Origin of the sequence: Actinoplanes sp. TBRC 11911 (assembly GCF_012933445.1) — a bacterium.
GTDB lineage: Bacteria > Actinomycetota > Actinomycetes > Mycobacteriales > Micromonosporaceae > Actinoplanes.
Genome location: NZ_JABBNC010000015.1, coordinates 133,253 through 147,019, shown reverse-complemented (window position 1 = coordinate 147,019; position 13,767 = coordinate 133,253). Strand labels below are relative to the sequence as shown.

The 13,767-nt window shown below is 69.9% G+C and carries 8 protein-coding genes; 3 read left to right on the top strand and 5 right to left on the bottom strand.

Annotated features, from left to right (window positions below):
* Nucleotides 1-44: 44 nt before the first annotated feature.
* On the top strand, nucleotides 45-3,998 hold the full coding sequence (locus HH310_RS21685; protein WP_211192452.1) for a ThuA domain-containing protein: 3,954 nt from the start codon (nucleotides 45-47) through the stop codon (nucleotides 3,996-3,998).
* Between the two features lie 66 nt (nucleotides 3,999-4,064).
* Nucleotides 4,065-5,234 carry an oxygenase MpaB family protein gene (locus HH310_RS21680; RefSeq protein ID WP_169177424.1) on the top strand — a complete coding sequence of 390 codons (1,170 nt, stop codon included), beginning with the start codon at nucleotides 4,065-4,067 and terminating at the stop codon, nucleotides 5,232-5,234.
* On the opposite strand, the gene HH310_RS21675 is transcribed toward HH310_RS21680, so the two are convergent.
* Nucleotides 5,183-5,851 carry a hypothetical protein gene (locus HH310_RS21675; RefSeq protein ID WP_169177423.1) on the bottom strand — a complete coding sequence of 223 codons (669 nt, stop codon included), beginning with the start codon at nucleotides 5,849-5,851 and terminating at the stop codon, nucleotides 5,183-5,185. The two genes, HH310_RS21680 and HH310_RS21675, sit on opposite strands and share 52 nt — an antisense overlap.
* Nucleotides 5,852-5,891: 40 nt before the next feature.
* Entirely contained in the window at nucleotides 5,892-7,130 is a 1,239-nt protein-coding gene (locus HH310_RS21670) for an Ig-like domain-containing protein (protein ID WP_169177422.1), read from the bottom strand.
* A 1,765-nt stretch (nucleotides 7,131-8,895) separates the two neighbouring features.
* On the opposite strand from HH310_RS21670, the gene HH310_RS21665 reads away from it, so the two are divergent.
* Complete coding sequence (locus tag HH310_RS21665) at nucleotides 8,896-9,312, top strand: nitroreductase/quinone reductase family protein (RefSeq protein WP_312034251.1); 417 nt, start codon at nucleotides 8,896-8,898, stop codon at nucleotides 9,310-9,312.
* 47 nt (nucleotides 9,313-9,359) lie between these two features.
* On the opposite strand, the gene HH310_RS21660 is transcribed toward HH310_RS21665, so the two are convergent.
* From HH310_RS21660 to HH310_RS21650, 3 genes are all read right to left on the bottom strand, one after another.
* The gene (locus HH310_RS21660; RefSeq protein WP_312034250.1) at nucleotides 9,360-11,297 is read right to left on the bottom strand and encodes a GAF domain-containing protein; all 1,938 of its coding nucleotides are present in this window, start codon (nucleotides 11,295-11,297) and stop codon (nucleotides 9,360-9,362) included.
* Between the two features lie 140 nt (nucleotides 11,298-11,437).
* Nucleotides 11,438-12,661, bottom strand: a complete 1,224-nt coding sequence (efeB, locus tag HH310_RS21655; protein WP_169177421.1) for an iron uptake transporter deferrochelatase/peroxidase subunit — start codon at nucleotides 12,659-12,661, stop codon at nucleotides 11,438-11,440.
* Nucleotides 12,658-13,764: an EfeM/EfeO family lipoprotein gene (locus tag HH310_RS21650; RefSeq protein ID WP_169177420.1), complete on the bottom strand. Its 1,107-nt coding sequence runs from the start codon at nucleotides 13,762-13,764 to the stop codon at nucleotides 12,658-12,660. The genes efeB and HH310_RS21650 overlap by 4 nt, the downstream gene beginning before the upstream one ends.
* Nucleotides 13,765-13,767 lie beyond the last annotated feature (3 nt).

Sequence of the window (13,767 nt, the reverse complement as noted above, 5' to 3'; positions counted from 1 at the left end):
CACCGGTCAGGAAAGGCACCCGTATGTCCGTTAGACATCGAAGTATGTCGATCATCACGTCCACTCTCCTGGTAGCCGCCGCGATTGTCGCCATCCCGCCGGCGGCACACGCACGAGGCGCAACAACTGCCGCAGTCATCGACCAGAGCGACTACCAACAGGTAACGCTGGCCAAGGGCGTGCCCGAGGTCGGCGAGCCGATGGCCATCGCCGTGCTGCCGGACCGATCCGTGCTGCACACCGCGCGCGACGGCAAGCTGCGGCGGACCGACGCCGACGGCACCACCACCGTTATCGGCACGCTGCCGGTCTACACCAACGACGAGGACGGGTTGCAGGGCGTCGCCGTCGACCCCGGCTTCGCCACCAACCGGCACGTCTACCTCTACTACGCGCCGCCGCTGAACACCCCCGCGGGCGACGCGCCCAGCCAGGGCACCGACTGGACCGCGTGGCACGGCTACAACAAGCTGTCCCGGTTCACGCTCGACGCCGACTTCACACTGAACACCGCCAGCGAGGTCGAGGTCCTGCGGGTCGGCACCGACCGGGGGATCTGCTGCCACGTCGGCGGCGACATCGACTTCGACGCGGCCGGCAACCTCTACATGACCACCGGCGACGACACGAACCCGTTCGTCAGCGGCGGCTACGCCCCGATCGACGAGCGGGCCGACTCCTACCCGGCGTACGACGCTCAGCGCTCCGCGGGCAACACCAACGACCTGCGCGGCAAGGTCCTGCGGATCCACATCGAGCCGGACGGCTCGTACACGATCCCGGCCGGCAACCTCTTCCCGCCGGGCACCGCCAAGACCCGTCCCGAGATCTACGCGATGGGCTTCCGCAACCCGTTCCGGATGAGCGTGGACAAGCCGACCGGCGTCGTCTACCTCGGCGACTACGGTCCGGACGCGGGCTCCGCCAACCCCGCGCGCGGGCCCAGCGGCCAGGTCGAGTTCAACCGGATCACCGAGGCCGGCAACTTCGGCTGGCCCTACTGCACCGGGTACAACACGACGGCGGAGACCTACAACGAGTGGGATTTCGGCACGAACACGACCGGGCCGAAGTTCGACTGCACCCACCCGGTCAACAACTCCCGGAACAACACCGGCCTCACCGACCTGCCGCCGGCCCACGCGGCCTGGATCAGGTACGCCGGTGACACGCCCGGCCCGGCCGAGTTCGGCAGCGGTTCCGAGTCGCCGATGGGCGGCCCGGTCTACCACTTCGACGCGGCGAACCCGTCCACCACGAAGTTCCCGCGCTCGCTCGACGGCCAGTTCTTCGCGGCCGACTGGGGCCGGCACTGGATCAAGCCGATCACCGTCAACGCCGACGGGTCCCCGGGCGCGATCGACAACTTCCCGTGGACCGGCAAACAGGCCATGGACATGGCCTTCGGACCGGACGGTTCCCTGTACGTGCTCGACTACGGTGCCGGATTCGGAACACCCGACGCCAACTCGGCGCTCTACCGGTTCGACTACGTGGGGGCGGGTAACAAGGCCCCGGCCGCGAAGGCGACCGCCGACGTCACCTCCGGCCAGGCACCGCTGACCGTGCACTTCTCGTCGTCCGGCTCCGCCGACCCGGACGGCGACACCCTCACGTACGCCTGGGCCTTCGGGGACGGCAGCACCTCGACCGATGCCGACCCGGTCAAGACCTTCACCACCAACGGCACGTACGCGGCGACGCTGACGGTCAAGGACCCGGACGGCGCCACCGGCACCGCCATCGTTCAGGTCGTCGTGGGCAACACCGCGCCCAAGGTCGTCATCGGCACGCCCGGCGACGGATCGTTGTTCACCCCGGGCGCCAAGCTGCCGTTCAACCTGACCGTCACCGACCCGGAGGACGGCGCCACCGACTGCACCAAGGCCACGGTGACGTTCGGTTCCGCCACCGCGACCGGCTGCTCGGGTGAGCTCACCGTGCCCGCCGGTCTCGACGACGCGACGGTGTTCGACGCGCAGTACACCGACAAGGGCGGCCTGGTCACCCACGCGCGGAGCACCCTGCAGCCGCGGCACCAACAGGCCGAGCACTACACCAGCAACAACGGCATGCAGATCGCGGACCACGCTCCGGCCGAGGGTGGCCAGACGGCCGGCTTCACCGACGACGGCGACTGGATCGGCTTCGCGCCGTACCGGCTCGACGGCGTCACCACGTTCACCGCGCGGGTGTCCTCGGCCGGCGCCGGCGGGACGGTCTCGTTCCGGACCGGCTCCCCGACCGGGCCGGTGATCGGCTCGGCGACCGTGCCGATCACCGGGGACTGGGAGAAGTTCACCGACATCACCGGTCCGATCACCGGGGCGCCGAGCGGGGCGACCTCGTTGTACCTGACCTTCGCCGGCCCGACCGGCAACGGGAACCTGTTCGATGTGGACTCGTTCGAGTTCGGCAGCGGGACGGTCCAGCCGCCAGCGTACAACGTGCTGCTCTTCTCGAAGACCGCGGCGTTCCGGCACGACGCGATCCCGGCCGGCATCCAGGCCATCAAGGAGCTGGGCGCCGCCAACGGTTTCGGGGTGACCGCGACCGAGGACGCGAGCGCGTTCACGGCCGACAACCTGGCCAAATACCAGGCGGTCATCTTCCTCAGTACGACCGGGGATGTCCTCAACAACACCCAGCAGGCCGCTTTCGAGAGCTACATCCGGGCGGGCGGCGGCTACATGGGTGTGCACGCGGCGGCCGACACCGAGTATGACTGGCCGTTCTACGGTGAGCTGGTCGGCGCCTACTTCCAGGGGCACCCGGCGATCCAGCAGGTCGCGGTGAAGGTCGAGGACCGGGCCAACGCGGCCACCGCGCACCTGCCGCAGACCTGGCTGCGCACCGACGAGCTGTACAACTACCGCACCAACCCGCGGGCGACCTCGCACGTGCTGGCGACCTACGACGAGGGCTCCTACACCGGCGGCACGATGGGCAGCGACCACCCGATCACGTGGTGCAAGAACTACCAGGGCGGGCGCTCGTTCTACACCGGCATGGGCCACACCCAGCAGTCGTACACGGAGGCGAATTTCCGGCAGCACCTGCTCGGCGGCATCGAGTGGGCGGCCGGGCAGGTCCAGGCCGACTGCCGGCCGGAGAGCGGCTACACCGCGCTCTACAACGGTTCCACCACCGGCTGGCAGCAGGCGGGCCCGGGTGGCTTCAGCAACAGCGACGCCACGCTGAGCTCGTCCGGCGGGCTGGGCCTCTACTGGTACACGCCCCGTGAGTACCGGAACTTCTCGCTGAAGCTGGACTGGAAGATGGCCGGCGACGACAACTCGGGCGTGTTCCTCGGCTTCCCGCCGTCGGACGACCCGTGGTCGGCGGTCGACAAGGGCTACGAGGTGCAGATCGACGCGACCGACGCGCCGGACCGGACCACCGGCTCGGTCTACTCGTTCCAGTCGGCCGACCTCGCCGCCCGCGACAAGGCGCTGAACCCGCCCGGGCAGTGGAACGACTACGAACTGCGCGTCGAGGGCCAGCGTCTGCGGGTGTACCTGAACGGCACGCTCGTCAACGATTTCACCAACACGAACGCGGCACGCTCGCTGGCCGGCCACATCGGCATCCAGAACCACGGCACCGGCGACGACGTCTCGTTCCGCAACATCCGGATCAAGGAACTGCCGGCCACCGGCACCATCACCGGTGTGGCCGGCAAGTGCCTCGACGTCGACGGCGTCCAGGCCGAGATCAACACCTGTAAGGCGGGCGCGGCCGCTCAGGTCTGGACCGTGCAGGGCGCGACGCTGCGCTCGCAGGACAAGTGCCTGACCGTCGCGGGCACGCTGGCCCAGGTCGGCACCTGCAACGGCACCGCGGCGCAGAACTGGGTGCCGCAGTCCGACGGCACCGTCAAGCACACGGCAACCGGCCAGTGCCTGGACGTGACGCAGAACAGCGCACGCGACGGCGCGACGGCCCGGATCGCCCCCTGCCGCGGCTCGGTAACGCAGCGGTGGACCCTTCCCCAGTAGTCACCACACCTGGCAGCGGCGTCCCCGGCGATCGGGGGCGCCGCTGTCGCGGTTTACCGTCGAGAGGTGCATCCGACTCGATTCGGGGCCGACCCGCGCTGGGGTGAGCGGGCCGCGCGGCCCTTACGCCTCGTCGCCGGGCCGGGCGCCCGACCGGCCCCGGCGGAGCTCGCGGCGTTACGCGGCGCGTTGATGCGAAGGGACGAGCCGGCCGCCGCTCTCGTCCGGGCCGTGTCAGCGCGCGATCTGCGGCGCCTGTTCGACCCCGGCGCTCCCCCGCCGGTCCGCGACTTCCTGGCGATGGCCGGCAAACGGCCCGATTGGGTCGACGACCGCCTGCTAGCCCGGGGCGCGTCGGCCTGCCGGGCGTTCGGCCTGGACGGCTTTCTGGTCCTGGCGTACGGGTCGCTGCTGGGTGGCTATCGCACCGCCGCCGCGCTGGAGCCGCTGGTGCGCACCGGCCGGCTGACCGGCGCCGGGACACTGAGCCGGGTCCGCGAGACGTCCGCCTGGTGGCGGGCGGTGACGGCGCCGGGCGGTCTGGCTGCCGACGGCGACGGCTTTCAGACCACCCTGCGTGTACGCGTGATGCACGCGCTCGTCAACGCGAAGCTCGAGGACGACCCCGCCTGGGACTGGGCCGGTCGCGGCGTGCCGATCAACCAGTACGACCTCGGCAGCACCGTGGGCATCTTCAGCACGAGCTTCCTGCTGCATCTGCGCCTGCTCGGGGTCCGCGTCTCCCGCGAGGACGGGCGTGCCGTGATGCACCTATGGGCGTACGTGGGCTGGTTGATGGGCGTCGAAGACGCGTGGCTGCCGCACACCGAGCGTCAGGGACGCCGCCTGCTGTACCACTTCCTCGCCCACGACCCGCCACCCGACGCCAACACGCGCGCGCTGGCCAAGGCCCTGATCGACATGACCGACGAGGTCTGGCCCGGGCGCTGGCGGCGCCGCTACGAGCGCGAGCGCGCACTTTCGGTGAGCACCTGGCTGCTGGGCCGCACCGCCATGCGCGACCTGGGCCTGCCCGCCCGGCTCCCGTGGTACGGCCTGGCCCGCGTCGGCACGAACCTGCTGGCCAGCCAGGTCATGGGCCGCTTCCCGGCCGGTCGGCGCCGGTTGGTGGCCCGCGGTGATCGCGAGGCCCGCACACGGCTCGCCCGCTGGGGAGCGGCCGCTCACGCCACCTCCGCGGCGGACGGCGCACGGAACGACACGGGCTTGGCGTAGTCGCTGAAGTAGGCGGTCACCTGAGGGGTCTGAATCTTGACGATCTCCGGGGCGCCCCGGACAGTGACCCAGGTCAACGTGTCGCCGCCGGAATCGTGCTCCTTGAACTCGGCGGTCGCGATGCCGTCGACGGTCGTGGTGCCCACCTGAGTCACCGCGTCCGGCCGGTCCTCCGCGGCGATCTCCGACTTGAGGTCGCACGCCTTGACGAAGCTCGCCAGGTTGGGATGGTCGGCGAGCGGCAGGTATTTGCCGACCGCCCGGTGCGCCTTGTCCGGGCCGACGAGCCCGATCAGCGCCGTCTCCGAGGACATCTTGATCCACGACGTGGTGCCCACCTTGAGTATCTCGAACGAGGCGGCGTCGCTGGTGAACGAGCCGGAGCAGTCGCCTTTCGCGTCCAGGGTCAGCTTGACGTCCGACTTCGCGTCGCCGTCGTTCTCGGTGAACGTCATGGTCACCGAGGGGGCCGAGCCGAGCGCCTGGTAGGCCCGGTCGGCGATGTCGGTCGGGGTGCCGGTGAGTGCGGACGGGTGTGACGATCCCCCGCAGCCGGCTGTTCCCGCCGCCGCGACTGCGGAAATCAGAACAGCCGCGGCGAGGCGGGTTTTGTGCATGGGTACTCGTTTCCTTTCGGGAGGGGTCCGCTTTGTGCTCTCAGAACCTGGACGCCGGCAGCTTTTCCGTCGTGCTGACGTCGCTCAGCATGGAGTTGCCGGAGAAATCGACCTTGATCGTGTACGGGCCCGCGCCGGCACCGACGTTATTGAGATACGTGCAGGACTCGACGATTCCGGCCATCCCGAAGGCGAAGCCCTTCACCGGCTTGCCCTTGGCGTCGGTCAGCGTCACCGCGATCTTTCCGCCACCCGTCAGCAACGGAAGCGCATAGCTGGGAGTGACCACGGCGGTGACCGACGCGGACGACCCGAAATGCACGGCGTCGATCATGAGGTGGGGTGTCACCCTCCCGACCACCTGTCTCCCGGTACCGCTGCTCGGCGCGTAGCCGGTGGAGCCGAGGAAATCGGCGGTGATCGGGTACGTTCCGGGCTTGCCGAGAGCCGCACTGCTCACCGAGCAGGTCGCGCTCCCGTTCGCCAGCGGAACGGCGCCGCATGGTAGCGCCTTGCTCGCCGTGCCGACCTTGAACAGCACCAACCCGCTCGGGTGCGCGGCGGCTGCGGGGACCGGCGACACCGTTGCCGTCAGCCTCACTTCGCCCACGCCGTACGGGACCGGGTCGGCGCTGCCCGTCACGGTGGTGATTGTCTGGACCCGGCCGCCGCTGGTGGCCGGTGCCGAACTCGGCGGATCGGTCGGGTGACCCGGGTTCGCCGGCTGCGTGGTCGCGGCGGGATCGGTGGGCGTCGCCGGCGGGGCCGGGTCGGTCGGCAGGGTCGGGTCGGTCGGCGGGGTCGGGTCGGTCGGCGGGGTCGGGCCCGCCGGCGGTTGCTCGGCGCAGTCGACATTCACCTCGATGCTCTGCGAACCCCCTCGGGTGCCGTTGCCGAACGCCGTCGATTCCGCGAGGAGCTGGAACGTCGCCTTGCCCGTCCGCACCGGCACGGGGATCTGCTGTTTCGCGAAGCTCTGCACGAACCGCGTCCGCGCCAGCACGGTCGTACCGTCTTCGGTGATCGTGACGAAGTTGAGATTCCCCCCGGAGCTCAGATCGGAAGGCGGCGGGGGCAGGAAGTCGGCCAGCTCGACCGAGACCGTGGAACAGGTGGCATCAAAGCTGTACTCGGCATGCCCGCCCGAATCCGTTCCGGGCACCGTGTCGAAAGGGTGCAGCGACGCGGCGGAAGCCGGGCTGGCGAGCACCCCGGATCCGATGACCAGGGTTGAGGCGGCGGCTAGAGCGCCACTGAGAACGCGGCCCTGATGTTTCATCAACAAATTCCTCTGCGCTGTCCGGCCACGTGGACGCTGTTCGCCCACGGGCCTGCGGACCGAATGCGGAGGCCGGAAAGGTGGCCGCCAGCAATTCGGTATGGGAGCGACTAATGGCCGGACCAAAAGATCATCGGCTCATTCGCCGGGCAAAATGCTGACAGCGCGGAACACCCTCGTCAAGGTGCGGGTACTCACATATCCGGGCAGCCTTGTTTAGCCCAGCAACTATCGTTTTGCATTTCGCATTTGTTGTCGTGCGGCCGCGCAGAAATTGTCGCGCCCGATGCGATACAAGCGAGCGGACGAGAAATGGCTCCGCCAAATGAGTAATCGCGCTGACCGCAAGTGGCGCTAGTAGCGTGTGCGTCGCATCCGGCATCAGGAACCGGCGGCGGCCGCGGCGGTCGCTATCGGCGCGCGGCGATCCGCTCGCGTCCCGAACGGTTCGCTATACGGACACCGCGGCCACATCGCGGAGTTTTCGTTAATCTTGGAGACTTATGCCCACATACGAACCACAACTCTCCAAGGTTCGCATTCGAGCGTGAAAATCGGCAGGACAAAAGCTGCATTTCATGCCAAGATTGACGTCCACAATGGAGAAATGTCTCACCTGGCGGACGCCGGGGGCTGCGGCTCTCAGCATGCGGAACTGTTCAGCTGGTTCTCGCGCCGCTCACCCTCCGATGCGTTGGCCTTGCGTGGCGGACCTGAGGGCCGTCGCTGTGGGGAGCTGGGACGTTCCGGCCGTGGCGGGTGCCCACACGTGGTGAGGGTGGCCGCGGTGTGGGGAACCACAGCCTCCCCGGCGTCGCGACTCCCCACACTTAGGTGAGGGTGGCCGCGGTGTGGGGAGCCGCGGCCTTCCCGCCGTCGCGACTCCCCACACTTAGGTGAGGGTGGCCGCGGTGTGGGGAGCCGCGGCCTTCCCGCCGTCGCGACTCCCCACACTTAGGTGAGGGTGGCCGCGGTGTGGGGAACCACAGCCTCCCCGGCGTCGCGACCCCCCACACGCGGGTGAGGGTAGCCGCGGTGTGGGCAGCCACAGCCTCCCCGGCGTCGCGACCCCCCACACGCGGGTGAGGGTAGCCGCGGTGTGGGCAGCCACAGCCTCCCCGGCGTCGCGACCCCCCACACGCGGGTGAGGGTAGCCGCGGTGTGGGCAACCACAACCTCCCCGGCGTCGCTACTGCCCACACCCGGGTGGGGCGCCCATTGTGGGGAGCTGGGACCTGCCCGGGCCTGGCGGCATCGCCTCGCACCGGGACTCCCGGCCGGCGGAACCAGCTGAACAGTTCCAGCATGCGGGCATCCGTCCTATGGGAATGGAAGCGCCGCGCGCGGAGCCCCGACGCCCAGCAGGTGGCGGGGTCAGCTGCGCACACCTGGGGGCCACCCGCCGCCCGCACAGCCAGAACCGGCGGGACACTCTCTGCAGTCCGGGCTGATAATCGGAAATATCGGATATGTGCGATATGGCTGCGAGGGCCGCGTCCCCGTCGAACGTGCGGCCTAGGACTTACTCGCCCAGGGCGCCGTGGGAATGGCGTGACGGCGGGGTCACCGGGCGCTCCCGTACCGGGATCAACACCGAGTCAGGTCCATTCCCACGTATCCACCGAGATGGCCCGGGAGCGGCAACCGCTTCGATTCCGCGCACACGACCACCGACATGCCGAGAGAGTGACGGCCGACGTTGTTATGTATCGATATACATCCATTTTTTGGACAATTGTCGCGTGCGCAACTATCATCGCTGCTTGTGTCTTCAAACAACCCCATAATCGATCGATTCAGGTCCAACGCCGGCGTGCTGGGCGGTCACTGGGAGGGCAAGACGACCCTTCTGCTGCACACCCCCGGCCGCAAGACCGGCCGGGAGCTCGTCCACCCGCTGGTCGCGGCGCCGTACGGCGACGACTCGTACGTGATCTGCGGCAGCCAGGGCGGCGCGCCGGACGACCCGCAGTGGTTCGCCAACCTGGAGGCCGTCGCCGGTCCCGTCACGATCGAACTGGGTACCGACACGCTGAAGGCGGACCACCGCGAGTTCCGCCCCGGCCGCGACGAGGACTGGGCGCGGCTGTACGACGTGTTCGGCGCGTACTGGCCGGACGCCGCCGAGTACGAGAAGAAGACCGACCGGCAGTTCCCGGTCGCCGTGATCACCCCCCGCTGACGCCGCCCCGCGTGCAGGGGTGCCTTCGGTGCCCCTGCACGGAAACGTCATACGTTCGGGCCGCGAAGCGGGATGAGGCATGCGATCGTGGTGCCCTGATCCGGGGGGCTGCGCAGGTCGAAGGATCCGCCGAGGGCCTGGACGCGGTCGCGGAGCCCGAGTAATCCGGTGCCGCGGGTGGGGTCGGCGCCACCGATGCCGTCGTCGCGGATCCGGAGTGTCAGGACGTCGTCGTCGATGCCGGCGTCGACGTCGAGGGTCGAGGCGCGGGCGTGTTTGACGGCGTTGGTGAGCGCTTCCGAGACGATGTAGTACGCCCCCACCTCGACCGGCGACGGCAGCCGCCCGTCGAGTCGCACGTCGACGTTCATCGTCAGCGGTGCCCGGCGGGCGAGGACGCGCAACGCCGCCTCCAGCCCGGAATGGGACAGCACGGCGGGATGGATGCCGTGCGAGAGTTCCCGGAGCTGGTCGACCACGGTGGTCAGACTGGCCGCGGCGTCCGCGAGGTCGCTTTGATCGGCCGCGTCGGCGGCCGCCGCGCGCAGGCGCAACGCGAGCGCGACCAGGCTTTGCTGGATGCCGTCGTGCAGGTCGCGCTCGATGCCGCGGCGGGTCTCGTCGGCGGCGGCCACGATACGGGCGCGGGAATTGGTCAGTTCGGCCCGGCTCTGCGCGTCCGCGACGGCGGTGGCGATCAGGTCGGTGAACTCCTCCAGGCGTTTTTCGATGCCGGGTTCGAGTTCGCCGGGATGGCCGTCGACGGTGAACAGTCCCCACAGCCGTCCGCTGACGTTGATCGGGAGCCCGACGGCGGAGATCTGGCCGTGCCGGTCGACACGGGCGGGGCGCCCGGTACGGGCCACCGTCTCGACCAGCCCGTCGCGGTGCTCGGGATCCACCGGTTCGGCTTCGGAGGATCCGTGCGCGGCCAGCAGCGTCACGGTTCCGTCCGGCTCGTAGCGCAGCAGCCGGGCGGCGCCGCCGGTGAAGTGGTGCCGCACCTCTTGAGTGACAGCGGTGAAGACGTGTTCGGGTGCCCGGCCCTGCGCGATGAGCAGCGAGATGCGTCGCAGCGATTGCTGCACCTTGACGAGCCGGGTGATGTGCCCGCGTGCTTCGGCGTTGTGCACCGCCATCGCGGCCAGCTCGACGAAGTTGAGGATGCGGCCCTCGGCTTCCGGCGGCAGGTTGCGGGTGGTCCCGGCGACGGTGACTCCCCAGGCGGACGAGCCGACCATGATCGGTGCGGCGATCGCGCTGCGGATGCCGAGTTTCACGACGAGCGTGCCGAGGGGTCCGATGGTCAGTTGCCGGACGTCGGCCCGGACCGGGGCACCGGCGGCGAGCGCGTCGTGCAGCAGCCGGCCGGGCTGCAGGTCGATGGTGAGGCCGACCGGTGCGGTCAGGGCCGTGCGGCCGTACGATCCGACGACCGTCACGGTGGGCACGTCGTCGTCCAGGCCTTTGTCCGGATTGTCCAGCTTGGCCATGAAGCTGGCTTCGGCGCCGAACAGCCGGCCGAGTTCGTCGGCGATCGCCGCGAACACTTCAGCGGGAGCGGCACCACCGCCGACCAGCGTGGCGACGCGGCGCAGTGCCGCCTGTTCGTCGGCCAGGTCGCCGCGCGCGCGGGCGGATTCGACGGCGTTGCGAGAAACGGTGTTGGCGACCGCACCGACGATCACGGCCACCGCGATGAGCAGGCCGAGCACGGAGAAGGCGGCGCCGTTGAGGTGGTGCAACGGCGGCAGGAAGAACCAGTCGTACGCCTCGACGGCGACCACCCCGCACGGCAGCGCGTAGACGATGCCGACCGTCTGCGCCACCATCAGGATGGTCGCCAGCAGGGCCAGCGCGAGGACCGGGGCGGAGGCGTGGCTGCGCCGGGCGGCCGAGCAGATCAGGCCGGCCACCGCGAACGTCGAAGCGGAGACCAGCACCGACAACACGATCTCAGCGAGCGTCCGCGGCCCGTTGATCACGACCCGCACGGCAGCCCGATCAAGAATCACAGTGATCTTGCCGGCCGAGGCCAGTCGGACACGGATGCTCCCTTAACCGGGTACGTCTGGTCTTGACGAGGCTAACGGCAAAACGCGAAAAAACTTGATACGCGAGGCAACTAAGTCACCAGCAGGCCGCTGCCGTACCAGTCGAGCGAGTCCCGCACTCCCGGCAGCGCGAAGAAATAGCCCCCACCGTACGGCGAGATGTAGTCGACCAGCGGTTCGTCGGCGAGCCGCCGCTGGACGGCGGCGAACTGTCGTTCCAGGTCCTGGTTGAAGGCGATGAAGACCAGTCCCATGTCGAGCTGGCCGTTCGGGTCGATCCCGTTGTCGTAGTTGTAGGGGCGGCGCAGCAGGCGCGACGAGTCCGTCTCCGGAGTGCGCGGGTTGGCGAGCCGGATGTGCGCGTTCGTCGGTATCGACTCCCCGCTGGGGTCGTGGACGAAGTCGGGCGTGTCGAACTCGCTGCTGCCGGTGTTCGGGGCGCCGCTGTCCTTGCGCCGCCCGATCATGTTCTCCTGCTCCCGCAGGTTGACCCGGTCCCAGAACTCGACGAGCATCCGGATCAGCCGGACCACGTGGTACGAACCCCCGGTGGTCCAGGCCGGTTCGCCGTCTGCGCCGCGGGTCCAGACCAGCTTCGCCATCTCGGCGTCGTCGCCGGGGTGTGGGTTGGCGGTGCCGTCCTTGAAGCCCAGCAGGTTGCGCGGGGTCCCGGACGGGCGCGGCGGTGACACGAAACCGTGCTGGCGCCACCGCGGTTGCATGCCCCCTCGGGTGGCCCGGCTGATCTCGCGCAGCGCGTGCACGGCCGTGTCGGGGTGGTGAGCGCAGATCTGCAGCAGCAGGTCGCCGTCGCAGAGCTCGCGGCGCAGCGCGTCGTTCGGGAAGTCCGGCATGGTGGTCAGCTTGGCGGGCCGCCGCGCGGCCAGACCGAAGCGGGAGTCGAAAAGGGAGGCACCCACCGAGAGGGTGACCGTGAGGCCGTCCGCCGGCACGTCCGGGCCGAGCACCCCGTTGTCGGCCGGCGGCGCGCTGATGCCCAGATCGACCGGCGACCCGCCGCCCGTCAGGGCGCGGGCACGTTCGGTGATCGTGTGGAACAACTCGACCAGCTCGGCCCGGCTGCCGGCGGTGGTGTCGAAGGCCGCGACGAGACCGGAGGGTTGCGCCGGGGTCAGAATGCCTTGCTGGTGCGGGCCGTGGAAGGGGAACGCCGACGGCGGCGCCGCCTCGCTCGCGTTGCCGGCGTGCGTCGCCGCGGTGGCGCCCAGGGCGACGGCGCCGGCCCCCAGCACGCCGCCCAGGAATCCCCGGCGGCCGATCGGCGGGCCACTCATTGCGACGCCACCCGTTCATCGCAGATCGCCGCGATCGGTGCCAGCAACTCCACCAGATTCTCCAGTTCGGCGTTGAGGTTCTCGCGCTGCGCGCGGGTGAGCGTGTCGAGTCCGGCGTGGCCGAGTCCGGCGACCAGCCGCTGGGCGGCGGTGAGCGCGGCCTTGGCCGAGGCCAGTTTCGGATAGCGGCTCACCAGCAGCGGCGTCAGCAGATTCAGCGTCTCGGTGGCGCCGGCCAGGTTGGCGCCGATGGTCGCGAGGTTGCTGTGCGAACCGGCGTCGGTCGTGCCGTTCAGCTCGAACTGGATGGCATTCTCGACGATCTCGTGGGCGCGCAGCGCGATGATGTTCGGGTCGATATCGACGGTCGCGAACTGAGTGATCAGTTGATCGACCGCATGCAGGAGGCCGGCGACGGCGGCTTGCAACGCCGGCGCGGGCGAGCCGGACCACAGCAGCGCCTCGATCTTATGGAACCCGGTCAGGTCACCGTTGATGGCCGAGTCCAGATCGCCGAACGCGTCGTAGGCCGCGCCGAGCGTCTCGTACGTCAGATGGGCGGTCAGCCAGTCCGCCTTGGCCTTGGCCGGGTCGCCGGCCGCGACGTCGGCGACCAGCGCGTCGATCTGACGGCGGAGCACCGGCAAGCGGCCGACGACCCACGCCTGGTACGCCTTGGCCACCGGGATGAGATCCGCCGGCGTGACCGGTCGTACCGCCGGCGTCGTGCCGGAAACTCCGCTCGCCGCGTCGATGGTCACGGTCGGTCCCAGGACCGCCGATCCGTCGGCGGGGAAGCACTCGAAGCGGTAGCGGCCGTTGCCCAGTGTCACCGTCGCGTTCAGGGTGGCGCCGGTGCCGATCCCCTCCAGCTCCTGATACACCGCGCCGCCGGCGGCCCCGGCCAGGTAGACGTCCATCGGCGCGCCATACCTGTTCGTGACCGCGAAGGTCGTCGGTCCGCCGTGCGGCGCGCTCCACGGCCCGCCGCACACGTCGACATTCGTGTCGATCGCGATGACCGAGCTGCCGGCCGGCGGCGACCCGGTGCACCCGGCCGCGGCGAGGGCGACGGCGACCGCCACCGCGGCTACCCGAAGCATGCG